A 24,025-nucleotide genomic window follows, 5' to 3' on the forward strand; every position below is an offset into this window, starting at 1 on the left:
CCTCGAACGCTAGCGGGTGTCGCGCCCCCGCCGCATCCTCGAACCGACGGCCGCGTCCGTTTCCGGGGTGTCCGGTCCCGGCGGTCGCACGGCAGCCGCCTCCGCGGCCTCGGCGGCCGCCTCCGCGACGGCGGGGTCCGGCACCCGGCCGGCCCCGGGGCCCCCGGCCTTCGCCAGCCGCGCGTGCAGGATGTCCCCGATGAACAGGTCGTACACGAGCACGCCGATCACCCCGCCGATCAGCGGCCCGAGGATCGGCACCCACATGTAGCCGCTGAACCACGGACCGTTGCCGGGCACCGCCAGGTTCCCCCACCCGGCGATCCACGCGAGCAGCCGCGGCCCGAGGTCACGGGCCGGGTTGATGGCGTAGCCTGCGTTAGCGCCGTACGACATCCCGATGGCCGCGACCGCGAAGCCGACGATCAGCGGGCCGAGGTTCGACTGGACCGCGGTGTTGCGCAGGTCGATCACGGCGGCGATCAGCAGGATCAGGAACATCGTCCCGACGACCTGGTCGAACAACGGTCCCCACATGTTGCCGTTGTAGTAGGGGGCGGGGAAGGTCGCGAAGATCGAGAACGAGGCCAGCGTGTGGCCGTTCACCTTCGGTCCCTTGCTCGCCGTGTCGAACGCGCCGATCGCGGCCGCGTAGACCCCGAGCACGAGCGCGGCGCCGACGAACGCGCCCAGGAGTTGCGACACCATGTAGGGGATCACTTTGACCCACGCGAAGCCGCGCCGCACCGCGAAGGCCAGCGTCACCGCGGGGTTGAGGTGCGCGCCGCTCACGCCGCCGGCGACGTAGACGCCGAAGACGACGGCCATCGCCCAGCCCCAGGTGATCAGGAGCCAGTCTCCTGTGCCGAGGAAGAAGGTCGTCGGGCCCTCGGTGCGGCCCGACCCGGGGAGTGCGGCGACCGCCATCGCCACCACTCCGTCGCCGAACGCGATCAGGACGAACGTCCCGAGGAACTCGGCGAGGCATTCGCCCCACAGTCCTCCGCGTCGTTTGAGGCCCCATCCGCGTACCAGGACGGGGATCGTGTCATCGCTCATTTCCGCACCTCCGCACGAAAATCCACTGGGCGCGCACGCGCGCGTCCCGGCGCTCCGCGGTCCCATCCGGTGAGGATCGTGCGCCGATATAATCAGTGTTACGCCGACAGTTGCGATTACGCAATTGTATTTCGCGGCGTCATCGCTTCTGAGGCTGGAGTCCTGCGGATGAGTCTGAGCACCACACTGGGGATCGACACGCCGATCGTCCTCGGCCCGTTCGGCGGCCTGTCGTCCGTCGCCCTGACGGCGGCCGTGAGCGAGGCGGGAGGCCTCGGCTCGTACGGGCTGTACGGCTACGACGGCGCGCGCATCCGCTCGGTCGCCGCCGAACTGCAGAAGGCCACCGACCGTCCCGTGGCGCTCAACCTGTGGCTGCCGCACCGGGAGGCCGGCGAACACGCCGCGCTCGACCGCGCGGAGTTCGACCGGGCCGTCGGCGGGATGGCCGAGCTCTTCGCGCAGGCCGGCGTGCGGCCTCCCGAGTGGCCGGTCGCGCCGCTGCCCGACTTCGACGAACAGCTGGAGGCCGCGCTCGACGCCCGCCCCGCCGCGCTGAGCTTCGTCTTCGGCGTCCCGTCGCCCGCCGTGGTCGAGGAGGCCCACACGCGCGGCATCCTCGTGATGGGCGCGGCGACGACGGTCGCCGAGGCGCGCGCGCTGGAGGCCGGAGGCGTCGACGCGATCGTCGCGTCCGGCGCCGAGGCCGCCGGGCACCGGCCGTCGTTCCTGCTGGAGCCCGAGCGCAGCCTCGTCGGCGGCCTCTCGCTGATCCCGCAGGTGGTGGACGCGGTGAGTGTGCCCGTGATCGCGGCCGGCGGCATCGCCGACCGGCGCGGCGTCGCGGCGGCGTTCGCGCTGGGGGCGTCCGGCGTCCAGGCCGGGACGGTCTTCCTGGCGACGGCGCAGTCCGCGGCTCCCGCCATCCACCGCGAGCGGATCCGTGCGGCGCTCGCCGGCGACACGGTGCTGACCCGGGCAATGAGCGGCCGGCTCGCGCGCGGCCTCCCGAACCTCGCCGTCCGGGCGATCGAGAGCAGTGGGGCCGGGGCGACGTTCCCGCTGCAGAACATCCTCACCGGCGTGTTCCGTCGTGCCGCGTCGACCGCGGGGCAGCCCGAGCTGCTGTCGCTGTGGATGGGGCAGAGCGCCGGGCTCTCCCGGTTCGACGACGCCGCGGACGTCTTCGCCGAGCTCGCGGCGGGGGTGCCGGATGACGCGCGCTGACCCGCCCCGCACGCACCGCGTCGTGAGCCCGCCCATCCTCTACGCGGGCACCCCGGTCATCCTGCTCGCCTCGCTGAACGACGACGGCACCCCGAACCTCGCGCCCGCATCGTCGTATTGGGCGCTCGGCCGGATGCTCGCACTCGGTCTCGAGACCGAGGGGCAGACGCTCGCGAACCTCGAGGAGCGGCCGCAGGTGACCGTGAGCTTCCCGTCGCCGCCGCTCTGGTCCGCGGTGGAGCGCATCGCCGACCTCACCGGACGCCCGGAGGTCCCTGCGGCGAAGGCGGGACGCTACACGCACCGCGCCGACAAGTTCGCCGCCGCCGGCCTCACGCCGCAGGCGTCCGACCTGGTCGGCCCGCCGCGTGTCGCCGAGTGCCTGCTCCAGCTCGAAGCGGAGGTGCGCCGCATCACGCCGGGGGTCACGGGGGAGTACGCGATCGCCGAGGCGGAGGTCGTGCGCGTGCACGCCGACCATCGGATCGTCGCGGACGGCGACCACATCGACCCACTCGCGTGGCAGCCGATCGTGTACAGCTTCCGGCACTACTTCGGGATCGGGGAGCCGCTGGGGCCGCGCGGGAGTGCTCCGGCCGCGACGGTTCCGGCCGAGGCGGAGACGGAGTCGGGCGGATCCGAGCCTGCGTCCGCCTTCGACGTGGACGCCTGGGAGCTGTGGGAGGTCGGCGGCGACTCCGCCTGCTGGCTCGCCTCCGTCTGCCCCGAGTGCGGGGCGATGCGCGACGGCGACGGCCCGTGCCCGCGCTGCGACGCCGACCCGCCGGAGTGATCGGGTAACAGGGTGATCGGCCGGCGGAGCGATCCGCTAGATGCCGGCCGCGGCCCCGGGGAGCAGCAGCGTGAACCGGCCGTCCGCGTTCGGGAGGTCGCCCGCCGCGTTCGCGAACGCCCGGAACGACGCCGCCGCCGCGTTCCGCTCGCCCGGCTCCATCTCCGCGAGCACCTCGGCGAGCGCCGAACGCCGATGGCCGATCACGCGCTCGACGAGCGCTCGGCCCTCCGACGTGAGGGTCACACGGACGAAGCGGCGGTCGTCCGGATCCTCCGTCCGCTCGACCAGTCCCAGCCGCACGAGCTTCTCGCAGGTGCGGGTGGCGTTGGAGGCGTGCACGCCGAGCTCGGCGGCCACGCCGCCGAGGGTCTGCGGTCCACGGGTGGCGACCATCACGAGCACGCGGAGCTGTGGCGACGTGACGATGTCCTCGACTTCGGAGACCGAGCGGGCGGCGACCCGCATCATCACGTCGGCCGCCTGGAGGGCGGCGTCGACGTCGTCCGCGTGCTGTTCTTCGTGGTCCACCCTCCAGTTCTACCGTGCATCCAGTCGCTCGCGCATCAGTGGGCGCCCGGACGCGTCCGTGCGTGTCCTGAGCCGCACGTGCGAACACCCTCCGAGTGCTGCCCGACCACTACCGCTGGGGTTGCGATCGCGGGATAATTGCGCTGTCGCAACCAAGGAGGCGATCGTCATGATCGAAGCGAAGGACCGCGACGTGGTCGAAGGCCGGTACACCCAGGCCGAGCCCGAGACAGCCGAAGAACGCGTCGTTCACGGTCAGTACACCGAAGGTGAGGGGCACCTCGGCCCCGACACCGAGGTCGTCGGAGCCTACGTGGGCTCCGAGCGGGAGGGCAAGTCGCCCCTCGTGCGCAGCACCCACCAGAGGAGTGGGAACTATCCGAAGGCGCAGCACGAGGAGGCCGAGGAGGCCGCTGCACCCGACGAGGAGGGCTAGCCCTCACGGCGGAGCGCCCCGCCACCTTCCACGGGACGCTCCGTCACCACGGATGCCGCAGGCCTCGCCTGTCTCGGTTCCGCTCAGGCCGACTCACCCCGCGACCGCCGCGACCAGACGCGCCCAGGAGGCGCCGAACGCGTCGACCCCGGCCCGTTCGAGCTCCGCGGTGACGTCCGCGAGGCGCACGCCTGCCCCCTCCAGGTCATCCAGGATCGCCCGCGACTCGGCGTAGCCGCCGCGGATCGTGTCCGGACGGACGACGCCGTGGTCGTACAGGGCTTCCAGCGTCTTCGCCGGGATCGTGTCCACGACCCCCGGGGCGACCAGCTCTTCGAGGTAGCGGGTGTCGCGCATCGTCGGGTCCTTCACCCCGGTGGATGCCCACAGCGGCCGCTGCGGATGGGCGCCCCTTGCCGCGAGCGCCTGCCACTCCGGCCGCGCCAGCGACTCCTCGAACGCGGAGTAGGCCAAGCGCGCGTTGGCGACCGCGGCGAGGCCACGGAGCCCGTCCGCCGCCGGCCCGCCGATCGCGGTCAGGCGCTTGTCGACCTCCACGTCCACCCGCGAGACGAAGAACGACGCGACCGATCGGATGCCGTCCAATGCGATCCCCGCGGCAGAAGCCCGGGCGAGGCCGGCGCGGTAGGCGGCCATCACCTGGTCGTAGCGCTCCAGCCCGAACAGCAGCGTCATGTTGATGGAGGCGCCCTCAGCCGTCGCCTCCTCCAGTGCGCGCACTCCCGCGTCCGTGGAGGGGATCTTGACGAGGACGTTCGGACGGTCCACGAGTCCGCGCAACTCCCGGACCTCGGCAAGCGTCGCTTCCGTGTCGTGGGCGGCCTCCGGGGTGACCTCGATCGATACGAACCCGTCCGCGCCGCCGGAGGCGTCGAACACCGGGCGGAGGACGTCGCACGCCTCCCGCACGTCGCCCCCGATCAGTGTGAGCGCGGCCTGCCGTGGTTCGGCGCCGGACGCGCGCAGCTCGGCGAGCCGCCCGGCGTAGGCGTCAGGCTCGTCCTCCACCGCCTTCGCGAAGATGGTCGGGTTCGTCGTGACGCCGGTCACGTCGCGCTCGCGGATCAGTTCCGCGAGCCTGCCTGAGACGAGGTCGCCGCGGGAGAGATCGTCCAGCCAGATGCTCACCCCTGCGCGGCGGAGGTCGTCGGTCGCGGTCATCCTTCGGCCCGTCCCTCCAGGAAGCGCCGAGGGCCGATCCCGGCGAGCTCACCGGTGAAGCGGGAGGTGCGGGTCGTCGCGCCCGGCGCGCGGACGCCGCGGACCGCCATGCACAGATGCTCGGCCTCCAGGACGACGCCGACGCCGCGCGGCTCCAGTTCGTCGTCCAGGTAGTCGGCGATCTGCACGGTCAGCCGCTCCTGCAACTGCAGGTCGCGGGAGAAGTGCTCGACGGCGCGCGCCAGCTTGGAGAGCCCCAGCAGCCGGTCGCCGGGGAGGTAGCCGACGTGCGCGACGCCGCGGAAGGGCAGCAGGTGATGCGCGCAGAGCGAGGTGAACGGGATGTCGCGCACCAGCACGAGGTCGTCGTAGCCCTCGTCGTTGGGGAACGTCGTCGGCCGCAGTGCGGGGGCGTCGAGCAGTTCGGCGAAGGCGGCGGCGACGCGGCGGGGTGTGTCGGCGAGCTGCGGGTCGGTCGTGTCGCGGCCGAGGGCGTGCAGGAGCTCGGCGATCGCGGCCTCCGCGCGCGGGCGGTCGATGGCGCCGCGCCACGGCCCGGCCAGCGGCTCGGGGAGGATGTCGGCGACCGAGCGGAGGGCAGCCTCGTCCTCGTGGGATTCTGTGGTCAGCGTCATCGTGCCTCCATCGTGCCTGGGTGCTTCCGGGGCGGCCCTGGGTCGCTCCTGGGGCGAGAGTACGTCGGCGCAATTCTTTTGTCAACAATTGCTTTTTTAGAGATAGGATGGGCCGCATGACCGACGACGACGTGGCGGCCGTAGCGGCGCTCGCGGAGCCCGCGCGCCGCGAACTGGTCCGCATCCTGACCGCGGAGGGGAGTCCCCTCGGCCGCGACGAGCTGGCCGAGCGCACCGGGCTGACGCGCGCGACGGCGGCATTCCACCTGGAGAAGCTCGTGGACGCCGGTGTGCTGATCGCCGAGTTCCGGCACCGCGGCGAGAAGCGCGGCCCCGGTTCCGGGCGGCCCGCGAAGTTCTACTCGCTCGCGCACGAGGAGATCGTCGCCTCCGTGCCGCCGCGACGCTACGACCTCGCCGGAGAACTGCTCGCCGGCGCTGTCGAACGCTCGGACAGCACCGGCCGCCCCGTCCGTGAATGCCTGCTGGCCGTCGCCGCCGAGCACGGCACGGCGCGCAGCGACGCCTCGCGCCCGGTGGCCGACAGCCTCGACGGGCTCGGCTACGACCCCAGGGACGACGGCGCGGGCGGCTACGTGCTCGCCAACTGTCCGTTCCACCGGCTGTCGAGCCGCCACACCGACGTGATCTGTTCCGCCAACGCCGCGTTCGTGTCCGCGCTGAGCGCCGGGGCGAGCGACGGGCGGGAGGCGTGGCTGGAGCCGCTGGCCGGCGGATGCTGCGTGCGGGTCGGGGCGGCGCACGGCGAGCAGCCGGGCGAGCAGGCGGACTAACCCTTCACGCGCCCGGCCTTCACACTCACCACCCCGTCGATCCGGCCGAGTTCGGTGAGGAGGAGGTCGGCCTCCTTCTGCGTCCCGCGGATGTGCACGGCGAGCTCGAGGTCCCGGTCGGGGAGGCGACGGAGGTCGTCCACGCGCATCTGCATGCCGTCCGCGGTCAGCCGGTCCATCACGACGCCGAGCGGCGCGCCGGACGGGTCGACGCGCACCACGAGACGGCTCTCCCCGCGCTGCCGGATCAGCCGTTCGGCGGTCGGAAGCGAGCCGACCGCGAGGAGGTGGAGGGCCGTCCCGGCGAGCGCGAGCAGGGGAGCCCGGCGCCGCACGCCATGCCGACGGCCGCCGTCATCCAGATGGACGCCGCCGTGGTGAGTCCGACCACGTTGCCGCGGTTCACGAAGATCACGCCGGCGCCGACGAACCCGATGCCGGTCACGATCTGCGCGGCGATCCGCGACGGGTCGGTCGCGGGGAGGCCGAACGCAGTGAAGCCGAAGGCCGACACCAGCGTGAACAGCGCGGACCCGAGTCCCACCAGGATGTGAGTGCGCAGCCCGGCGCTCTTGAACTGGCGTTCGCGCTCCACGCCGATCACCGCCGACAGCACGAACGCGAGCAGCAGCGCGACGAGCTGGGGAACGAGCTCTCCTGTGGGCAGCCAGCCGCTCATGCTGCGCTCCCGGTCACCGGGCGCTCCCGAGGCCCAGGGCGCTCCCGAGGCCCAGGGCGCTCCCGCGACCCAGAGCGCTCCCGCCGCCCAGAGCGCTCCCGTTCAGTGGCCCTCCCGCTCATGGGCGGAGTCTAGGAGGGCGCGGCCTCCGTGGCACCCCCTGGCGCCCCGCCCGGCTGGGACCGCCGCCGCACGAACACCAGCAGGCACAGGTGCACCACCGCCAGGGCGCTCGCCACCCCGACCGCCGCCAGCCAGCTCGCCGGGGTGGTCCCCGTGCTGAACAGCAGCCCGAGCACCGTCGTCGCCACGATCGCGCCCACGTAGCGCGAGGTCTGGAAGATGCCCGCCGCCACGCCCGCGTCCTGCGGTCGGGCGGCGGCGTAAAGCGCCTGGTTCATCCCGATGCTCACCACGCAGTACGGGATGCCGAGCGCCGCCGTGATCAGCAGCACCACCCACGGTGCAGTCGTCGCGGCGGCGAACCCGAGCAGCACCGCCCCTCCGATCAGCGCCGCGGCCCCGGTGAGCAGCGTGGGCCGAAGCCCGACGCCCTCGATCGCTCGCGCGGCCAGAGGGGTGACCGCGATCGTCACCGCCGCCAGCGGGAACATCAGCAGCCCGGTCGCGCCCGCCGAGTAGCCGCCGTGCTCCTGCAGGTACTGGGGGAGGCCGAAGAACGCCGAGTAGTAGACCGTGTTGAACACCGCGAAGCACAGGTAGACCATCAGCAGCCGGTGGTTCGCGCCGAGCAGCCGCAGGTCGAGGAACGGGTGCGCCGTGCGCAGCTCGCGCCGGACGAAGAGCGCGCCGGCGATCGGCACCAGCGGCAGCAGCCACCAGAGCGGCTGCGGCCGGAGGTCGAGCAGGAACACCAGCAGCGCGGTCAGCGTCGCGATGAAGAGCAGGATGCCGGGAACGTCGGACTCCGCCACGACCCGGCGCAGCGGTACGCGCTCGCGCGCTGCATCCCGGGGGCGAAGAACCGCACGCCGAGGAAGGCCAGTACGGCGAGCGGCACGTTGATCCAGAAGATCGCCTGCCAGCCGAGGAACGTGATCAGAGCGCCGCCCAGCACGGGGCCGATCGCGGCCCCCGAGGTGTTGGCGATCTGGATGCGGCCGAGCAGCCGCGGCGTCCCCACGCGTGTGTGCGCCGAGACCGTCCGGAGCATCGCGATCGCCGACGGGAAGGCCGTCGCGGTCCCGACCGCGAGCGCGACCCGGCCGGCGCAGACGGCGGCTAACGACGACGAGAAGGGAGTGAGTGCGCACGCCAGCACGACCACGAGCATCCCGAACAGGAACAGCCGCCGCGGGCCGAACCGGTCGGCGAACCGCCCCATCAGCGGCTGCCCGGCGGCGGAGGCCAGGTAGAAGGACGTGATCACCCAGGTCACCGTCGTGACGCTCACCTGGAAGTCGCGCTGCAACGGCACGAGCGCCACCGCGATCATCGACGAGTTCAGCGGGTTGAGCAGGGTGCCGAGGCTGAGGGAGGCCACCGCCCAGCCCGTGCGCGTGTTGTCGGGCGGTGCGTCGGTCACCCGACCACCCTACGCGGCGCGGGCATGGCCTCCCGCGCCCGGGGCGGCCTCCCGCATCGGCTGCCCGTCAGCCGTCGAGGTCGGCCGTGGTCAGCGGGATCGTCGAACGGTAGGGGTAGGCGGGCATGGACGAGAACTCCTCGTCGTCGTCCAGCTCGTAGACGTCGTAGGCGAGGGCGCCGGCGAAGAGAGTGGCGACTCGGATCTCGCCCGGTGGACACCCCCGATCAGGGGCACGACCACGACACTGTCCAGGGTGTGGCCGTCCTCGTAGAGGAGCGCCGCTTTGATGGTTCGCGTGAGAGCGTCCATGACCAGACGGTACGCCGCGCCGGGCCGACACCTTGACGACGCGCGGGCGGACGGCGAAAGTGAGATCGGCGGGACACGCCGGAGAGGACACCCATGGGAACACTGATCTACGACGGGGCCGACGGCTTCACCTTCGATGACCGGGTGCTCGCTCACCTGCAGGCGGTGATCGCCACGAAGCTGCGCCGGCGGGAGGGCTTCCTGCTCATCTGGGCGGACCGCACAGGCGCCGCCGAGCCGACGCTCCGCTCGATCTGGCTGGACCCGTCGATCAGCCTCCAGTTCGCGTTCACCCACCCCACCCTCCCCGAACTCAACCGGGAGTGGCTGGCCATCCTCACCGAGAAGGCGAACGGCAACAGCGGCTTGATGCTGGACGACGCGCTGCGCGCGGAGATCCGCCAGGAAGTCCCCGCGGGCAGCTACCGCGCGTCGCGCGCCAAGAAGCAGGCCGACTGAGATGGGCAAACTGGTCTACGGCGCGGGCCGCGAGTACGAGTTCGACGACAGGACGCTCTCGCACGTCAAGATCGCACTGGTCACCAAGCTGCGCCGCCACGAGAGCTTCCTGCTGAACTGGGAGGTCCCGGTCGAGCAGGGCGGCGGCCGGATGAGCCTCTGGATCAGCCGCGAGATCCCCCTGGCGTTCGTCTTCAACGGCTCCCGTCCGCCCGCGCTCAACGAGCGCTGGATGGAGGCGCTCCTGCAGACGAGCCAGCGAACCGGCGGCATGGTGATCATGCCGGAGGACAGCGTGGAGGGCGGGGGGCCCGTCTAGCGCTGTAGGGCTGCTGGGCACCCGCTGCGAGGCAGTCACGTACGCCCTCGACCGGCCTACCATCGAAGCATGGACAAGGTGGAGGGCCGGCTCGGCACTCGCGCCGAGCGAGCGGCCGAATGGCTGGACGCCAAGCTGCTCCCGGTCCTCGGTCCGCCTCCGCTCGGCCCCTACGGCCAGGAGGAACCGAGGACGGAAGCCGCGACGTGCCCGCTGTGCGGCAGCCGGATCGACCAGCACGTCATCGAACGCGACCACGGTCACGCGTTCCTGATCTGCCCGTCGCCCGCGCGCACGCAGCTGCAGGTCGAATAGGCGACCGGTGTTGAGCGCTTGCGGCCGGGCCGTGAGCGTCAGGCGGAGGTGCGCGCCGGGCGGGGCGGCGGGGCCAGCAGCAGTGGGGGACGCCGTAGGCGAAGGCGCCGAAGGGGATGAGGATCCACGCACCGAGGACGGCCTGGTAGGGGTCGCCGGCGTGGATGGTCAGCCCGGTCGACACCAGCCACTGCGTCGCGGCGATCGCCGAGACGCTGCCTGTCGCGAGGAGGACGAGGCGCCGGGCGAGCGGGTGAAGGCGAGTGAGCAGGGCCGCGGTCGCGCCGAGGAGTGCGGCGATCGCGGAGGTGGCGAACGTCGCGGCGAAGAAGTCGTGGGTCGGCGTTGCGCGGTCGGCGGGGCCACCCGACGACCAGTGCGTTCCGATCGTCTCCGGGAGGTCGGAGCTCCAGGCGATGCGGAAGCAGAGGGCGACGGCGGTCGGGGCGAGCACAGCGGCCGCAGCGGCGAAGCGTCTCGCGGTCCCGGCTGACATGGCGCCACCCCCGATCTGAGAGACCCCGCGTCTCCTTTCGGCGAAACTATCAGCCGCCGGCCCCGCGTCATCCCGGCCCTGCGTCATCCCGACCCTGCGTCATCCCGACCCTGCGTCATCCCTCTCGTCTGGCATAGGCTCGCCCCATGCGCCACGGTTACGAGTCCCCCTGGAGCCCGTCGGTCTGAATCCCGTCTTTTCCCGGCCCGGGGAGGCGACCGAGTTCGCGCGGTTCACGCTCCCGGACGGGGAGTCGCTGCCCGACACCGCCTTTCAGGTGGTGCACGACGAGGCGATGCTCGACGGGAACGCGCGGCTCAACCTCGCCACTTTCGTCGGCACCTGGATGGAGGATCAGGCCGGGCGGCTGTACTCGGAGGCGGTCGACAAGAACATCGTCGACAAGGACGAGTACCCGCAGACCGCCGCCATCGAGACGCGGTGCTGGCGGATGCTCGCCGGGCTGTGGAACGCGCCGGACCCCTCGCGGTCGATCGGGACCTCCACCATCGGGTCGTCGGAGGCGTGCATGCTGGGCGGCCTCGCGCTCAAGCGGCGCTGGCAGCAGCGGCGGCGCGCGGCCGGGCAGTCCACCGAGAAGCCCAACCTCGTGATGAGCGCCGCCGTGCAGGTGTGCTGGGAGAAGTTCTGCAACTACTTCGAGGTCGAGCCGCGGTTCGTGCCCATCTCGCTGGACCACAAGACGCTGGACAGCGACGGGCTCGACCGGTACGTGGACGAGAACACGATCGGCGTCGTCGCGATCATGGGCGTCACCTACACCGGGATGTACGAGCCGGTGCAGGCCATCAGCGACGCGCTCGACGCGATCCAGAAGAAGACCGGCCTGGACATCCCCATCCACGTCGACGGCGCGTCCGGGGCGATGGTCGCGCCGTTCATCCAGCCCGACATCATCTGGGACTTCCGGCTGGAGCGGGTCGCCTCCATCAACACGTCCGGGCACAAGTACGGGCTGGTGTATCCCGGGATCGGCTGGGTGGTCTGGCGGGAGGCCGACCTGCTGCCGGAGGAGCTGATCTTCAAGGTGAGCTACCTGGGCGGTGAGATGCCGACGTTCGGGATCAACTTCTCCCGCCCGGGCGCCCAGGTGCTGCTGCAGTACTACCAGTTCCTGCGCCTCGGGTTCGACGGCTACAAACGCGTGCAGAGGGCCTCACGGGACGTCGCGCGGTACCTGGCCGACGAGGTGCGGGCGCTGGGACGCTTCGACATCTGGACGGACGGCAGCGACATCCCGGTCGCGGCGTGGCAGGTGAAGGCCGACCATGACGCGCCCTGGACGCTCTACGACCTGTCGATGCGGCTGCGGACGCGCGGCTGGCTGGTGCCCGCCTACCCGATGCCGCAGGCGCTCACCGACGTGACCGTGCAGCGCGCGGTGGTCCGCAACGGGCTCAGTCGCGACCTCGCGGGCGGGCTGGTGGACGCGATCCGCACGGGCGTCCAGGAGCTCGACGAGCTGAAGGCGCCGATGCCGGGGCCGGACCGGGTGGCGTTCCACCACTGAGTTGTGGAGCGGGAGCCTGCGACCGAGGGTCGGAGCCTGCGACCGAGGCTCGCGTGTCACGGCAGCAGCGCGATCTTCCCTCCCGGGTGTCCCTCGGCGAGGAACCGCAGCGCCTCCGGAGCCTCTGCGAGCGGATACGTGCGCGCGATCGGCACCTGCAGCCGCCCCTCCGCCGCGAGCGCCAGCAGTTTCGGCCGCACGGCGTCGCGGAAGGCGGCGCTCTCGGGCTGCGCGCCGAAGATCGCGTGGAAGCCGTCCGTCTCAGCGCGCCCGGAAGCGACGATCGTGACGATGCGGTCCCGGTCCTCCACCAGCTCGAGGGAGACGTCCACCGCCTCGTCGGTGCCGACAGTGTCGAGCGCGGCGGCGATCGGGCCCTGCGCGGCCTCCCGGACGCGGTCGGCGAGCCCGGGGCCGTAGGCGACGGGAGTGCCGCCGAACCGCCGCACCCGGGCGAAGCTGCCCTCGCCGGCGGTGCCGATGACGTGCACGCCGAGCTCGGCGGCCTGCTGCAGCACGCTCACGCCGACCGCTCCGGACGCGCCGTGCACCAGGACGGTGTCCCCGGCGCCCACGTGCGTGACGTCGATCATCTGCGCCGCCGTGGCACCGGCCAGCAGCAGGTTGGCGGCCTCCTCGTCGGAGAGCGCCGCCGGCTTGGCGAAGACGTCGGCCGCCGGGACCGTGACCTCGGTCGCGTACCCGCCCTGGATGCGGAACGCCACGACCGCGTCACCGGGTGCGCCGCCGCCCGAGGCCAACTCGGTGCCCGGGCCGAGCTCCACCAGCTCGCCCGCCACCTCGTAGCCGATCGGGACCGGGAGGTCGAGACCCGGACGGGGCCCGGCGACGTGCTTGTAGTCCGCCGGATTGACGCCCGCGGCGCGCACCCGGATGGTCACCTCGCCCGGTCCCGGACGGGGAGCCTCCGCTCCGCGAACGTCCAGGTGTCGGGGGAACCCCACTGCTCTGCCAACCACACTCGTGCCATGCCGCCCAGTCAACTCGGTCAGTCTGGGCGGAGGCTCGGTAAGCGTGCGCGATCAGGCCGCAGGTGTGCCCGTGCGGCCGTGGCCGAACCAGGTCGCGCCGCGGCCGACCCACAGCGGCAGCGCGATCGCGACCGCGAGTCCCATCGAGAGGATCCCGGCGACCGGCTGCGTGGTGAGTGCCGTGTACAGGCCGACGCCGAGGTGCACCACGCTCGCGAGGAGCACGATCACGCGCGCGAGATCGGCCCCGCGGAAGACGCCGAACCCGACCGCGATGTAGGCGATCGCGACGATCAGGTAGCCGATCGTGGAGACCAGGATCTCCCCGGTCTGGCCGGCGGGGAGGACACCACGGATCGCCGCGAGGATGATGAGCAGCACGCTGAGGATCAGCTCGACTGTTCCCACCAGCCAGCAGAGGATGGCGACGGCGGTCACGACGCCGGGGCGGTCGGCGTTGCTCGCACGGCCGGCGCCGCGGCCCGCATCGCCCGGCCGGCCCGCGTCGCCGGGGCTCATGACGCCGAAACTGTGTCGGACGCCTTACCGCTGTGCCGGACCCGCCGCGACCGGGCGGGGGCGAGCCGGAGCACCTGCGCGGTGGAGCTGTCGTCGAGCTCCACCAGGTAGTTGCGGGACTTGATGAAGTCGCTGAACGATCGGTAGCCGAGGGCCTTCTCGCTGAACGACGGATCCATGCGTTTCATCTGGCCCTTCACCGACGAGGAGTGCAGCCACTCGCTGTCGTCCTTCTCGTGGCCGAGCTGCATCGCGCGGGCGAGGAGACGGGTGGCGACGACCTGGGGGTCTTCGGCGGTCTCCTCCTCGGGCTCCTCCTCGGGGGTCGCGGCCTTGCGCTTGCGGGCGGGACGCTTGGCGGGCTCCGCCGGCTGGTCGACGGCGGCGACGTCGCCGCCAGCGACGGCCTCGGCCTCGGCCTCGGCCTCGGCCTCGGCGGCGATGGAGGTGGAGGCGGCGCGGGCCGAACGGCCGCGGGAGCTGCCTGCGGGCGAGGCCTCCGGGGTCGTTCCGGTATCGCCGCCGGCCGTCTCAGCGACGGCGGCGTCGGTCTCCGCGGCCTCGTCGCGGGCGATGCCCGGGAGGTCGTCGTAGCTGACGAACTCGTCGCACGCGGCTGCGAGCGAACGTGCTGTCGAGCCCGCGACACCGATGCCGATCACGTACCGGCCGAGGCGCTTGATCCGCTGGGCCAGGGGAATGTAGTCGGAGTCGCCCGCCACGATGACGACGTGGGTGAGCTCGGGAAGCCGGAACAGGTCCTCCACGGCGTCGACCGCCAGGCGGATGTCCGCGCCGTTCTTCGCGTAGGCCGCGGCGGGGAAGAGCTGAACCAGGTCGACGGCGCGGCCGACGAGCTGCCCGCGGTACTCGGCGTTCACGGCGGCGGACCAGTCGGCGTACGCGCGGGTGAGCACCAGCGTGCCGAAGGAGGACGCGAAGTCGATGACCGCGCCGAGGTCGACGCGCGCCTCCGCGAGCTTCGCGACGAAGGCCGGCTTCGGCTGCGTGCCGGACTTCTGCCGGTCGCGCATGAACGAACCGCGGCCGTGGACCTGGTCGTAACGCGAGATGACGATGTTGTCGAAGTCGATGTAGACCGCGACGCGGCCGTCCCCAGGTTCACTCATGCTGCCACGATATCCCGCGGAAGGGCCGACGGTCCGGCCCCATCCCGCGCAGGCGGCAAGAGGGGACGCGACACGCCGCTATCCCGTAGGCGTAGCGGCGTGTCGCGTCCCCTCGTGTCGCGGAGCAGCGTGTCAGGCGGCGCAGCGGATCAGGCGGCGCAGCGGATCAGGCGGCGTAGCGGTCGGCGACCGTGAGCGCGGCGTCGATCGCGGCGAGGCCCCGGCGCAGTTCGTCCTCCTGGATCACCAGCGGCGGTGCGATGTGGATGCGGTTGAAGTGCGTGAACGGCCAGACGCCCGCCGCCTTGCACGCCGCGGCGACCTCGCCCATCGGGGCCGCGTCCGCGCCGGCCGCGTTGAAAGGCACCAGCGGCTCACGCGTCTCTCGGTCGCGCACCAGCTCCAGCGCCCAGAACAGGCCGCGGCCGCGGACCTCGCCGAGCGACGGGTGCCGGTCGAGCCACGCGGTGATCTCGGGCTCCACGACGCGCTCGCCGAGGTCGCGCACGCGCTCGAGGATGCCGTCCCGCTCGAACACGTCGAACGTCGCCACCCCAGCCGCGCAGGCCAGCGGGTGACCCGAGTAGGTCAGGCCGCCCTGGAACGACACGTCGTCGAAGAAGTTCGCGATCGGGTCCGAGATGACCACGCCGCCGAGCGGTACGTAGCCTGAGTTGACCCCCTTCGCGAAGGTGATCAGGTCCGGCACCACGTCGAACGCGTCGACGGCGAACCACTCGCCGACGCGGCCGAAGCCGACCATCACCTCGTCGGCGATGTAGACGATGCCGTACCTGTCGCACAGCGCGCGCACGCCGGCGAGGTAGCCGGGCGGTGGCATCAGCACGCCGTTCGTCCCGACGATCGTCTCGATGATGATCGCGGCGACGGTCGCGGCGCCCTCCAGGACGATGACGCTCTCCAGGTGCTCCAGCGCGCGCTGCGTCTCCTCCTCCGGTGTGGTGGCGTGGAACGCCGAACGGTACAGGTACGGGCCGAAGAAGTGCGCGACGGACGGGTCGCTCGGCTCGTTCGCCCAGCGGCGCGGGTCGCCGGTCAGCGAGATCGCTGTCGCCGTGCCGCCGTGGTAGGAGCGGTACATGGACAGCACCTTGCTCCGTCCCGTCACCCGGCGGGCCATCCGGACGGCGTACTCGTTGGCGTCGGCGCCGCCGTTGGTGAAGAACACCCGGTTCAGCGTCCCGGGCGCGACGCGGGCGATCCGGCGGGCCAGCTCGCCGCGCACATCGTTCGCCATCGAGGGCTGGATGGTCGCGAGGCGTCCGGCCTGCTGCTGGATGGCGGCGACGAGGTCGGGATGCTGGTGGCCGAGGTTGAGGTTGACGAGCTGCGAGCTGAAGTCGAGGTACGCGTTGCCCTGGTAGTCCCAGAACGTGCAGCCCTCGCCCGCGGCGATCGGCAGCGGGGCGATCTGCGCCTGCGCGCTCCAGGAGTGGAAGACGTGGCTGCGGTCGTCGCTGCGGACCTGGGTCTCTTCGTCGGCGTCCCCGAAAGAGTGCGAGACCCCGCGGCGGTCGGTGAAGCCCGTGCGGACGGTGGTGTCGATGGTGTCGGTCATTGCGTTGGCTTCTTTCGGCTCAGGAGTTGCCGGGGAACGCGAGCTCGATCTTCGAGTGCACCGGGTCGGGCCAGCGCGTCGTGACGACCTTGCTGCGCGTATAGAAGTGGAACGACTCGGGGCCGTAGATGTGCGAATCCCCGAACAGGGAGTTCTTCCAGCCGCCGAACGAGTAGGCGCCGATCGGCACCGGGATCGGGACGTTGATGCCGACCATGCCGACCTCGACGTCGAACTCGAACTGCCGGGCGGCGCCGCCGTCGCGCGTGAACAGCGCGACGCCGTTGCCGTACGGGTTGGCGTTGATGAGCGCGACCGCCTCCTCGAACGTGTCGACGCGGACGACCGAGAGCACCGGTCCGAAGATCTCGTCGTCGTAGACCGCGGTGCCCGGCGTGACGTGGTCGACCAGGCTGACCCCCACGAAGAAGCCGTCGTTGTCGAACTCCTGCGCCGTGCCGTCCACGACGACGGTTGCACCCTCCGCGGCGGCCTTCGCCACGTAGGAGGCGACCTTGTCGCGGTGCTCGCGCGTGATGAGCGGGCCCATGTCGCTGGCCGGGTCGGTGCCGGGGCCGATCGTGAGCGAGCCGAGCCGGCGCTGGATGGCCGGGACGAGCCGGTCGCCCGCCTCGCCGACCGCGACCAGCACGCTGACCGCCATGCAGCGCTCGCCGGCCGAGCCGTAGGCGGCCGAGACGGCGGCGTCGGCCGCGGCCTCGATGTCCGCGTCCTCGAGGACCACCATGTGGTTCTTCGCCCCGCCGAGCGCCTGCACGCGCTTGCCGTTGGCGGCGGCGCGCTGGTAGATCGAACGGGCGATCGGCGTGGAGCCGACGAAGGAGACGGCGGCGACGTCGGGGGAGTCGAGCAGGGTGTCGACGGCCTCCTTGTCCCCGTGGACGACGTTGAGCACGCCCGCAGGCAGGCCGGCCTCGGCGAACAGCTTGGCGAGGAAGACCGAGGCCGACGGGTCCTTCTCGGAGGGCTTCAGGACGACGGTGTTGCCGCAGGCGATCGCGCTGGCGACCATCCACAGCGGCACCATGACCGGGAAGTTGAACGGCGTGATGCAGGCGACGACACCGACCGGCTGCTTGACGCTGTGGACGTCGACGCCGGTGGAGACCTGCTCGCTGTACTCGCCCTTGAGCTTGTCGATCAGACCGGACGCGAACTCGACGTTCTCGAGCCCGCGGCCGATCTCGCCCGCGGCGTCGGAGAGCACCTTGCCGTGCTCGCTCGTCACGATCGCGGCGAGGTCGGAGCGACGCTCGGTGAGGAGGTGGCGGAGCCGGAACATCACGTCGGCGCGCTTGGTGAGGCTCGTGGCGCGCCAGCCCGGGAGTGCGGCCTTCGCCGCCGCGATCGCGGCCGCGGTCTCGGCGGCGCTGGCGAGTACGACGTCGTGCTGCCGGACGCCGGTGGCGGGGTCGAAGACGGGGCCGAGGCGGGCCGGGTCGCCGGACTCCTCGCCGTTCACGAAGTGGCGGATGAGGGCCACGGGATCCTCCTGGAGATGCTGCGCCGGACGGAATGCCCGGCGGCGAAGTAGGCTTGCAATCCCCATGATCACAGAGCGGAGGAGCCAACGATGAGGCCAGATCGTCGGGCGTTCGGACAAGACGAGACAGTTCGTCCGGCGCCGGAGCGGATGCTTCTGCCGACCGTCCGCGAGGTGCTGCGGATGGATCCGATGGCCGACGCACTGCCGGAGGTCCTCGCCGGGGAGGGCGCGCTCGACACCCTCGTGCGCTGGGTGCATGTCGCCGAGACGGCGGACGTGGCGCGGCTGGTCTCCGGCGGCGAGCTGCTGCTGGCGACGGGCCTCGGCTGGCCGCGCGACGCCCGCGCGCTGCGGGCGCTCGGCCGCGACCTGGCGGACGCGGAGATCGCGGGCCTCGTCCTCGAGCTGGGCCCCCGCACGCCGGAGGCGCCGGCGGCCCTGCTGGAGGAGTTCCGGGCTGCGGGACTCCCGTTCGTGGTCCTGCACCGCGAGGCGCGCTTCGTCGCGGTCACCGAGGCGGTGCACGCCAGGATCATCGACGACCAGACCGTCGCGCTCCGGGCCAGGGACGAGATCCGCGAGCTGTTCACCGGGCTGAGCCTCCGCGGCAGTCCGGCCGACTTCATCGTGGCGCAGGCGGCGCGCGTGCTGGGCTGCCCGGTGGTGCTGGAGGACACCGGCCATCAGGTGCTCGTCGCCGAGAACGTCGGCGACGGCGAGGCCGAGCTGGAGCGTTGGGAGCAGCGCTCGCGCGCCGCGCACAAGGGGACGGGGAGCCGGGCTGGACGCTCACGCCGGTGGAGGCCCGCGGGATGCGTTGGGGCCACCTGGTCGCGCTCCCCGGCGAGCCGCATCCCGCCGGGCGGTCGAGCGTGCTGGAGCAGGCTGCCGTCGCGCTGGCGCTCAGCCGCCTGGCCGACCGCGACGAGGAGGAGTGGACGCGGCGCAGCCACGACGCCCTGCTCGGGGCGCTGCTCGGGCGGCGCTTCGCGGGCGACGGCGGCATGGCCGCGCGGTTCGAGGCGTCCGGGTTCCCGGTCGGCGAACGCGTGCTGGCCGGTGTGGCGGTGCGCACCCGGTCGGGGCGGGTGGAGGCCAAGGCGGCTGCCGCAGCCCTGGAGGCCGCGCGCACGGCGGGGTCGGAGGCCATCGCGGCGCCGCATCCCGCATCGCCAGGGCTCCTCGTCGTGGCCGTGTCGTCGCGCTTGGGGCGGCCGGGCGCGGACGCGGTCGCCGACGCGCTTGCGGCAGGGGACGCCGCGGTGGTCGGCGTCGGCTCGGACGCGCACGGCATCCCCGGGCTGCTGTCCTCGGTCGAGGAGGCCGTGGAGCTGACCGGGCGCGGTGGTGGCGGCCGAGGGAGGCACGCCGTCGTGCAGCGCGCCGAGAGCCGACCGCTGCTCCGCCTGGTCACCGCGTTCGGCGACGACCCGCGGCTGCAGGAGTACGCCGAGCGGATGCTGCGCCCGCTCATCGAGCATGACCTCGCCAACGACGGCGACCTGATCGAGGTGCTGCGCGCCTACCTGAGCCACCCGGGCAACCGCACGCGCGCCGCCGCGGCGAGTCACCTCTCCCGGTCGGTGTTCTACCAGCGGATCGCGCTCATCGAGGACCTGCTGGGGCTGGACCTGGACGACGGCGAGACGATCGGCGCGCTGCACGCGGCGGTCCTCGCGCGCCGCATCCGACGCTGACGCGCCGGGCCGGCGCTCCCGCACATTCGGCCCGAATGTCGCCTTTCGCCGCCGCATTCGCGACATTCGGCACGAAGGCCGAAGTCGCGATTCGTCACGAAGGTCGCGGTGGCTATTCGCGCACGTTCTGCGGGCCGGTCAGGAGTCGAAGCCCAGCCCGACGGCGTCGAGCGTGCGGAGGAACAGGTTGCGGCGGCCCTCGTGGTGGTCCGCCCGGTCGAGGGACCAGCGGGTCAGGTTGATGCCGAGGGAGGCCGCCGGTTCGGGCGGGAACGGCAGCGGGCGGCTGCGGACCATCTCCAGGCGCGTGCGCTGGGTCTCCCGGCCCGCCAGCAGGTCGAGCATGACCTGGGCGCCGAAGTGCGTCGCCGCGACGCCGAGCCCGGTGTAGCCGGTCGCGTAGGCGACCGTGCCGCGCCTGGCCGTGCCGAAGAACGCGCAGAACCGGCTGCAGGTGTCGATCGCGCCGGCCCAGCGGTGCGTGAAGGTGAGGCCTTCGAGTTGCGGGAAGGTCGTGAAGAAGTGCGCGGCCAGCTTCCGGAAGGTCTCCGGCCGGTCCTCGTACCGCTCGCGGACGCGCCCGCCGTAGTGGTAGACGGCGTCGTAGCCGCCGAACAGGATCCGGTCGTCGCGCGTGAGCCGGTAGTAGTGGAACTGGTTGGCCGAGTCGCCGAGGCCCTGGCGGCCCGACCATCCGATCGACGCGAGCTGCTCCACGCTCAGCGGCTCGGTCATCAGCACGTAGTCGTAGACCGGCACCGTCGCCAACCGGTTGCGCGTGAGCAGACTCGGGAAGACGTTCGGGGCGAGGGCCGTGCGCTTCGACCGCACGACGCCCCCCGGCGTGGAGAGCGTGGTGCCATCAGCGATGCCCTCCACCGGCGAGCGCTCGAACAGCTCGACCCCGGCCGCCTCGCAGGCCCGGGCGAGCGCGCGGGCCAGCTTGGCGGGGTGGACGAGCGCCGAGTCGCGGGTGCGGAGGAGGCCGCCGAGATAGGTGGGGGAGTGCACCTCGGCCTGCACCGCCTCCCGGTCGAGGAAGCGTGCGTGCTCGCCTTCGGCGCCCTCCCGCAGCCACTCGACCTGGTGCGGCTCGGTCGCGAGGTCGATCGCGCCGTTGCGCTCGAAGTCGGCGTCCAGCCCCAGCTCGCCGACGGTCGCCTCGATCTCGTCGAGGTTCGCCGACCCGAGCCGCTGCAGCTCGTCGAACTCCCGGCCGAAGCGGGCGCGGCCGTTCTCGTCGCCGTGCGTGAGACTCGCCTCGCAGAAGCCGCCGTTGCGCCCGGAGGCCGCCCAGCCGATCCGGCGCCCCTCCAGCAGCACCACGCGCGCGGAGGGGTTCTCGCGCTTGGCGAGGAGTGCGGTCCAGAGGCCCGTGTAGCCGCCGCCGACGACGGCCAGGTCGCACTCGATGTCGCCCCGGAAACGCGGGTAGCGGTCGCCGGGGGCGTCCTCGATCCAGAACACGGCCTGCCGGGCCGGGGCGAGCGCGTGGCTCACCACGGCAGCCGGTGGTGCCTGTCGTTCGAACACGGTTGAGGCCACGGCGATGCCCTCCTGGTGCGGTCGTCGGCGCTGTCGGTGCCGGTGAGGTGCTGGTGCCGCCCATTCTGCCGGGTTGCGCGCGGGATGTCCGTCGCGAATCCGACCCGACTCCGGGCAGACCGTCCGACGCGGATGCGCGGCTCCGCCCGCCCGACACGCGGTCTGAACCGCTTCAGTTCGATGTACTCTTTCCCCGATCGGCCGCGCGGAGCGGTCGGCGCGGAAGGAGCACGACGTGGTGTCAGCGACCCGGGTGACGATCGGCGGCCTCGCCGACCGGCTGGGACTGTCCAAAGCGTCGGTGTCGTATGCGCTCAACGGCCAGCCCGGCGTGAGCGAGGAGACGCGGCGGCGCGTTCTCGACCTCGCCGACGAGCTCGGCTGGCATCCCAGCTCCAGCGCCCGCGCGCTGTCCCGCGCCCGGTCCGACGCGATCGGCATCGTGCTGCGCCGCGATCCCGGGCTGCTCGGCACGGAGCCCTACTACATGAGCCTGCTGGCCGGTGTGGAGGCCGAACTCGCCGAGAGCGGTCAGTCGCTGCTGCTGCGCATGATCGGCCCCTCCAACGGCCAGGACCTCGCCGCCTACCGCCGCTGGAGCGCCGAGCAGCGCGTCGACGGCGTCATGCTCTTCGACATCACCGTGGGCGATCCGCGGCCGGCGCTCCTCGACCAGCTCGGGCTGGCGTTCGTGCTGCACGGCAACAACGAGAGCGTCGCGCCGGGGCGCGTGCTGCTCTACGACGCGTGGGGCGACGCGCACATCCTGGTCGACCACCTGCACGGGCTCGGGCACCGCCGCATCCTCCATATCCAGGGGCCGGCCGAGTTCGAGCACGAGCAGGAGCGCGCCGATGCGATCGCGCGGTTCGCGGCCGAGCTCGGGATGCATGCGTCGTCCGAGCCGTCCGACTACTCGATGGAGGCCGGCGAGCGCATCGCCTCGGCGCACGCGGGCGACCGGTCGCTGTCCGCGCTGGTCACCTCCAACGACCTCCTCGCGCTCGGCGCGCAGGCCGCCCTCAGCCGGGCCGGACGCGACGATGTGGCTCTCGTCAGCTGGGACGACTCCCTGATCTGCCGGATCGGCTCGCGTCCGCTGACCGCGCTGGCACGGTTCCCGGAGGAGCAGGGCAGACGCGCCACCCGGATGCTGCTGGACGAGCTCGCCGGGGTCGCGACGGCGACGCGGACCGCGCGCGCGTCGGAGCTGGTCGTGCGATCGACCAGCGTCCGCGTCTCCGCCTGAGCACGCGTGCCGAGCGGATTCGCGGCCTGACCAGGGCCCTCGAAAACGTATCCGATATACCCCCAAAACCAGGGGTGTCAACGCTTGAGGTCACTGAACCGGTTCAGTTATAGTCGCCCTGGCGCACGGCGCGCTCCCTGGGGACGGGAGCGGCGGCGCCCATCAAGAGACGAAGGAGTCACAATGAGGAAACGCGTCATCGCCGCCGCGGCGCTGGCGGCCACGATCTCGCTCGTGGCGGCGGGCTGCAGCAGCAGTGGTTCGACATCGTCGGCCAGTGGGTCGACCATCACGTACTGGGCGAGCAACCAGGGCACCAGCCTCGACAACGACAAGCAGGTCCTGACGCCGGTGCTCGACGACTTCACCAAGCAGACCGGGGTGAAGGTCAAGCTCGAGGTGATCGGCTGGAACGACCTGCAGACGCGCATCCAGACCGCCGTCACCTCCGGCCAGGGCCCGGACGTCCTGAACATCGGCAACACCTGGGCCGCCTCCCTGCAGGCGACCGGCGCGTTCCTGCCGTTCGGCGACAGCGAGATGAAGGCGATCGGAGGCAGCGACAAGTTCGTGAAGACCGCCCTGCAGACCGGCGGCGCCCCGGGCAAGACAGTGACGAGCGTCCCGCTCTACGGTCTCGCCTACGGCCTGTACTACAACAAGAAGATGTTCACCGACGCCGGCGTGCAGCCGCCCACCAACTGGGAGGAGCTCGTCGCCGACGCCAAGAAGCTGACGAACGGCACGCAGTACGGCTTCTCGCTCGCGGCCGGCAGCTACACCGAGAACGCGCACTTCGCGTTCATCAACTCGGCGCAGAACGGCGGCTCCTGGTTCGACGGCAAGGGCAACCCGACGTTCACCAGCCAGGCGAACATCGACGGCATCAAGCGCTACCTCGATCTGATGCAGACCGACAAGGTCGTCAACACCTCCAACGCCCAGTACGACAACGGCGTGCAGGCGGTGAACGACTTCGCCACCGGCAAGGTCGCGATGATCCTCAGCCAGAACAACGCGGACAGCTCGATCGTCGCCAACGGGATGAAGTCCGACCAGTACGGCGTCGTGCCGTTCCCGGCTCCGGACGGCGGCAAGCAGATCGCCAGCCACGTCGCCGGTATCAACCTGTCGATCTTCAAGAACACCAAGAACAAGGACGCCGCCCTCGAGTTCGTCAAGTACATGACCAGCTCGTCGGTGCAGTCCACCCTCGGCAAGCCCTACTCGACGCTGCCGGTGCTGAACGGCGCCAAGCCGAACTTCACCGACAACGCGGACGAGGCCGCCACGTTCCAGAAGATCTACAACACGATGTCCAAGCCGCTGCCGCTGGTGCCGGCCGAGGACCAGTTCGAGAACACCGTCGGCAAGGCCATGAACGACATGTTCGCCAAGATCGCCACCGGAGGCACTGTCTCCGACTCCGACATCAAGTCGGCTCTGAGCACGGCTCAGGACCAGGTGAAGCAGTCGATCGGCGGCTAGGTTCC

26 protein-coding genes and 1 pseudogene are annotated in these 24,025 nt (G+C 72.0%); 12 read left to right on the forward strand and 15 right to left on the reverse strand.

The window, feature by feature from the left end; genetic code table 11:
* Positions 1–9: 9 nt before the first annotated feature.
* Positions 10–1,059 (reverse strand): MIP/aquaporin family protein, encoded by a 1,050-nt coding sequence (locus tag ACR5MH_RS01160; RefSeq protein ID WP_433862185.1) that lies wholly within the window; start codon positions 1,057–1,059, stop codon positions 10–12.
* Positions 1,060–1,227: 168 nt separating this feature from the next.
* Between ACR5MH_RS01160 and ACR5MH_RS01165 the strand changes: the two genes are divergently transcribed.
* Positions 1,228–2,286, forward strand: a complete 1,059-nt coding sequence (locus ACR5MH_RS01165; protein WP_431349264.1) for an NAD(P)H-dependent flavin oxidoreductase — start codon at positions 1,228–1,230, stop codon at positions 2,284–2,286.
* On the forward strand, positions 2,273–3,079 hold the full coding sequence (locus ACR5MH_RS01170) for a flavin reductase (protein ID WP_431349265.1): 807 nt from the start codon (positions 2,273–2,275) through the stop codon (positions 3,077–3,079). Before ACR5MH_RS01165 ends, ACR5MH_RS01170 begins: the two co-directional genes overlap by 14 nt.
* Positions 3,080–3,115: 36 nt before the next feature.
* Here the strand turns inward: ACR5MH_RS01170 and ACR5MH_RS01175 are convergent, their stop codons facing one another.
* Complete coding sequence (locus tag ACR5MH_RS01175) at positions 3,116–3,610, reverse strand: MarR family winged helix-turn-helix transcriptional regulator (RefSeq protein ID WP_431349266.1); 495 nt, start codon at positions 3,608–3,610, stop codon at positions 3,116–3,118.
* 169 nt (positions 3,611–3,779) lie between these two features.
* On the opposite strand from ACR5MH_RS01175, the gene ACR5MH_RS01180 reads away from it, so the two are divergent.
* On the forward strand, positions 3,780–4,046 hold the full coding sequence (locus tag ACR5MH_RS01180; RefSeq protein WP_431349267.1) for a hypothetical protein: 267 nt from the start codon (positions 3,780–3,782) through the stop codon (positions 4,044–4,046).
* Positions 4,047–4,139: 93 nt separating this feature from the next.
* On the opposite strand, the gene tal is transcribed toward ACR5MH_RS01180, so the two are convergent.
* Together tal and folE are read right to left on the reverse strand one after the other, a co-directional pair.
* Positions 4,140–5,228: a transaldolase gene (gene tal, locus ACR5MH_RS01185; protein ID WP_431349268.1), complete on the reverse strand. Its 1,089-nt coding sequence runs from the start codon at positions 5,226–5,228 to the stop codon at positions 4,140–4,142.
* Positions 5,225–5,863 carry a GTP cyclohydrolase I gene (folE, locus tag ACR5MH_RS01190; RefSeq protein WP_431349269.1) on the reverse strand — a complete coding sequence of 213 codons (639 nt, stop codon included), beginning with the start codon at positions 5,861–5,863 and terminating at the stop codon, positions 5,225–5,227. Before folE ends, tal begins: the two co-directional genes overlap by 4 nt.
* A gap of 116 nt (positions 5,864–5,979) precedes the next feature.
* Here folE and ACR5MH_RS01195 point away from each other — a divergent pair, with 116 nt between their 5' ends.
* Positions 5,980–6,657, forward strand: a complete 678-nt coding sequence (locus ACR5MH_RS01195; RefSeq protein ID WP_433862186.1) for a helix-turn-helix transcriptional regulator — start codon at positions 5,980–5,982, stop codon at positions 6,655–6,657.
* Here the strand turns inward: ACR5MH_RS01195 and ACR5MH_RS01200 are convergent.
* The 4 genes from ACR5MH_RS01200 to ACR5MH_RS01215 all read right to left on the reverse strand — a co-directional run bounded on the left by ACR5MH_RS01200 (position 6,654) and on the right by ACR5MH_RS01215 (position 8,882).
* Positions 6,654–6,878: a hypothetical protein gene (locus ACR5MH_RS01200; protein ID WP_431349272.1), complete on the reverse strand. Its 225-nt coding sequence runs from the start codon at positions 6,876–6,878 to the stop codon at positions 6,654–6,656. The two genes, ACR5MH_RS01195 and ACR5MH_RS01200, sit on opposite strands and share 4 nt — an antisense overlap.
* Before the next feature lie 26 nt (positions 6,879–6,904).
* Entirely contained in the window at positions 6,905–7,336 is a 432-nt protein-coding gene (locus ACR5MH_RS01205; RefSeq protein ID WP_431349273.1) for an MgtC/SapB family protein, read from the reverse strand.
* 131 nt (positions 7,337–7,467) lie between these two features.
* Positions 7,468–8,271 (reverse strand): MFS transporter, encoded by an 804-nt coding sequence (locus ACR5MH_RS01210; protein ID WP_431349274.1) that lies wholly within the window; start codon positions 8,269–8,271, stop codon positions 7,468–7,470.
* Positions 8,223–8,882 carry an MFS transporter gene (locus tag ACR5MH_RS01215; protein ID WP_431349275.1) on the reverse strand — a complete coding sequence of 220 codons (660 nt, stop codon included), beginning with the start codon at positions 8,880–8,882 and terminating at the stop codon, positions 8,223–8,225. The genes ACR5MH_RS01210 and ACR5MH_RS01215 overlap by 49 nt, the downstream gene beginning before the upstream one ends.
* Positions 8,883–9,287: 405 nt before the next feature.
* On the opposite strand from ACR5MH_RS01215, the gene ACR5MH_RS01220 reads away from it, so the two are divergent.
* The 3 genes from ACR5MH_RS01220 to ACR5MH_RS01230 all read left to right on the forward strand — a co-directional run bounded on the left by ACR5MH_RS01220 (position 9,288) and on the right by ACR5MH_RS01230 (position 10,287).
* Complete coding sequence (locus ACR5MH_RS01220) at positions 9,288–9,653, forward strand: hypothetical protein (RefSeq protein WP_431349276.1); 366 nt, start codon at positions 9,288–9,290, stop codon at positions 9,651–9,653.
* A gap of 1 nt (position 9,654) precedes the next feature.
* Complete coding sequence (locus tag ACR5MH_RS01225) at positions 9,655–9,972, forward strand: hypothetical protein (protein ID WP_433862188.1); 318 nt, start codon at positions 9,655–9,657, stop codon at positions 9,970–9,972.
* Between the two features lie 69 nt (positions 9,973–10,041).
* Positions 10,042–10,287: a hypothetical protein gene (locus tag ACR5MH_RS01230; RefSeq protein ID WP_433862189.1), complete on the forward strand. Its 246-nt coding sequence runs from the start codon at positions 10,042–10,044 to the stop codon at positions 10,285–10,287.
* On the opposite strand, the gene ACR5MH_RS01235 is transcribed toward ACR5MH_RS01230, so the two are convergent.
* Positions 10,214–10,783, reverse strand: coding sequence for a hypothetical protein (locus tag ACR5MH_RS01235; protein ID WP_433862190.1), 570 nt, complete (start codon positions 10,781–10,783; stop codon positions 10,214–10,216). The two genes, ACR5MH_RS01230 and ACR5MH_RS01235, sit on opposite strands and share 74 nt — an antisense overlap.
* A 133-nt stretch (positions 10,784–10,916) precedes the next feature.
* Here ACR5MH_RS01235 and ACR5MH_RS01240 point away from each other — a divergent pair, with 133 nt between their 5' ends.
* Positions 10,917–12,314: a glutamate decarboxylase gene (locus ACR5MH_RS01240; protein WP_433862690.1), complete on the forward strand. Its 1,398-nt coding sequence runs from the start codon at positions 10,917–10,919 to the stop codon at positions 12,312–12,314.
* 56 nt (positions 12,315–12,370) lie between these two features.
* On the opposite strand, the gene ACR5MH_RS01245 is transcribed toward ACR5MH_RS01240, so the two are convergent.
* The 5 genes from ACR5MH_RS01245 to ACR5MH_RS01265 form a co-directional block, all read right to left on the reverse strand.
* Positions 12,371–13,216, reverse strand: a complete 846-nt coding sequence (locus ACR5MH_RS01245) for an NADP-dependent oxidoreductase (RefSeq protein WP_433862191.1) — start codon at positions 13,214–13,216, stop codon at positions 12,371–12,373.
* A gap of 141 nt (positions 13,217–13,357) precedes the next feature.
* A complete protein-coding gene (locus ACR5MH_RS01250; RefSeq protein WP_431349281.1) occupies positions 13,358–13,825 on the reverse strand; it encodes a hypothetical protein in 468 nt (155 codons plus the stop codon).
* Complete coding sequence (locus ACR5MH_RS01255; protein ID WP_431349282.1) at positions 13,822–14,955, reverse strand: NYN domain-containing protein; 1,134 nt, start codon at positions 14,953–14,955, stop codon at positions 13,822–13,824. Before ACR5MH_RS01255 ends, ACR5MH_RS01250 begins: the two co-directional genes overlap by 4 nt.
* Before the next feature lie 166 nt (positions 14,956–15,121).
* On the reverse strand, positions 15,122–16,534 hold the full coding sequence (locus tag ACR5MH_RS01260; protein ID WP_431349283.1) for an aspartate aminotransferase family protein: 1,413 nt from the start codon (positions 16,532–16,534) through the stop codon (positions 15,122–15,124).
* Positions 16,535–16,553: 19 nt separating this feature from the next.
* Positions 16,554–18,038, reverse strand: a complete 1,485-nt coding sequence (locus ACR5MH_RS01265; protein ID WP_433862691.1) for a CoA-acylating methylmalonate-semialdehyde dehydrogenase — start codon at positions 18,036–18,038, stop codon at positions 16,554–16,556.
* 192 nt (positions 18,039–18,230) lie between these two features.
* Here ACR5MH_RS01265 and ACR5MH_RS01270 point away from each other — a divergent pair.
* Positions 18,231–18,515, forward strand: a pseudogene (locus ACR5MH_RS01270) (PucR family transcriptional regulator ligand-binding domain-containing protein); the annotation flags it as partial.
* 260 nt (positions 18,516–18,775) lie between these two features.
* Positions 18,776–19,738 (forward strand): PucR family transcriptional regulator, encoded by a 963-nt coding sequence (locus ACR5MH_RS01275; protein ID WP_433862192.1) that lies wholly within the window; start codon positions 18,776–18,778, stop codon positions 19,736–19,738.
* 138 nt (positions 19,739–19,876) lie between these two features.
* Here ACR5MH_RS01275 and ACR5MH_RS01280 read toward each other — a convergent pair whose 3' ends face one another.
* Positions 19,877–21,283, reverse strand: a complete 1,407-nt coding sequence (locus tag ACR5MH_RS01280; RefSeq protein ID WP_433862193.1) for an NAD(P)/FAD-dependent oxidoreductase — start codon at positions 21,281–21,283, stop codon at positions 19,877–19,879.
* 235 nt (positions 21,284–21,518) lie between these two features.
* On the opposite strand from ACR5MH_RS01280, the gene ACR5MH_RS01285 reads away from it, so the two are divergent.
* The gene (locus ACR5MH_RS01285; protein WP_431349285.1) at positions 21,519–22,532 is read left to right on the forward strand and encodes a LacI family DNA-binding transcriptional regulator; all 1,014 of its coding nucleotides are present in this window, start codon (positions 21,519–21,521) and stop codon (positions 22,530–22,532) included.
* 183 nt (positions 22,533–22,715) lie between these two features.
* Positions 22,716–24,020 (forward strand): ABC transporter substrate-binding protein, encoded by a 1,305-nt coding sequence (locus ACR5MH_RS01290; protein WP_431349286.1) that lies wholly within the window; start codon positions 22,716–22,718, stop codon positions 24,018–24,020.
* The last annotated feature ends 5 nt before the right edge of the window (positions 24,021–24,025 follow it).

Source organism: Streptomyces sp. L7, from assembly GCF_050990935.1.
Classification (GTDB): Bacteria; Actinomycetota; Actinomycetes; order Actinomycetales; family Microbacteriaceae; genus Leifsonia.

Excerpts from the sequence above, each read along its gene's own strand:
- ACR5MH_RS01160 (WP_433862185.1), bottom strand. The coding sequence starts at position 1,059 with ATGAGCGATGACACGATCCCCGTCCTGGTACGCGGATGGGGCCTCAAA.
- ACR5MH_RS01165 (WP_431349264.1), top strand. The coding sequence starts at position 1,228 with ATGAGTCTGAGCACCACACTGGGGATCGACACGCCGATCGTCCTCGGC.
- ACR5MH_RS01170 (WP_431349265.1), top strand. The coding sequence starts at position 2,273 with ATGACGCGCGCTGACCCGCCCCGCACGCACCGCGTCGTGAGCCCGCCC.
- ACR5MH_RS01180 (WP_431349267.1), top strand. The coding sequence starts at position 3,780 with ATGATCGAAGCGAAGGACCGCGACGTGGTCGAAGGCCGGTACACCCAG.
- tal (WP_431349268.1), bottom strand. The coding sequence starts at position 5,228 with ATGACCGCGACCGACGACCTCCGCCGCGCAGGGGTGAGCATCTGGCTG.
- folE (WP_431349269.1), bottom strand. The coding sequence starts at position 5,863 with ATGACGCTGACCACAGAATCCCACGAGGACGAGGCTGCCCTCCGCTCG.
- ACR5MH_RS01195 (WP_433862186.1), top strand. The coding sequence starts at position 5,980 with ATGACCGACGACGACGTGGCGGCCGTAGCGGCGCTCGCGGAGCCCGCG.
- ACR5MH_RS01205 (WP_431349273.1), bottom strand. The coding sequence starts at position 7,336 with ATGAGCGGCTGGCTGCCCACAGGAGAGCTCGTTCCCCAGCTCGTCGCG.
- ACR5MH_RS01220 (WP_431349276.1), top strand. The coding sequence starts at position 9,288 with ATGGGAACACTGATCTACGACGGGGCCGACGGCTTCACCTTCGATGAC.
- ACR5MH_RS01225 (WP_433862188.1), top strand. The coding sequence starts at position 9,655 with ATGGGCAAACTGGTCTACGGCGCGGGCCGCGAGTACGAGTTCGACGAC.
- ACR5MH_RS01230 (WP_433862189.1), top strand. The coding sequence starts at position 10,042 with ATGGACAAGGTGGAGGGCCGGCTCGGCACTCGCGCCGAGCGAGCGGCC.
- ACR5MH_RS01235 (WP_433862190.1), bottom strand. The coding sequence starts at position 10,783 with ATGTCAGCCGGGACCGCGAGACGCTTCGCCGCTGCGGCCGCTGTGCTC.
- ACR5MH_RS01250 (WP_431349281.1), bottom strand. The coding sequence starts at position 13,825 with ATGAGCCCCGGCGACGCGGGCCGGCCGGGCGATGCGGGCCGCGGCGCC.
- ACR5MH_RS01255 (WP_431349282.1), bottom strand. The coding sequence starts at position 14,955 with ATGAGTGAACCTGGGGACGGCCGCGTCGCGGTCTACATCGACTTCGAC.
- ACR5MH_RS01260 (WP_431349283.1), bottom strand. The coding sequence starts at position 16,534 with ATGACCGACACCATCGACACCACCGTCCGCACGGGCTTCACCGACCGC.
- ACR5MH_RS01290 (WP_431349286.1), top strand. The coding sequence starts at position 22,716 with ATGAGGAAACGCGTCATCGCCGCCGCGGCGCTGGCGGCCACGATCTCG.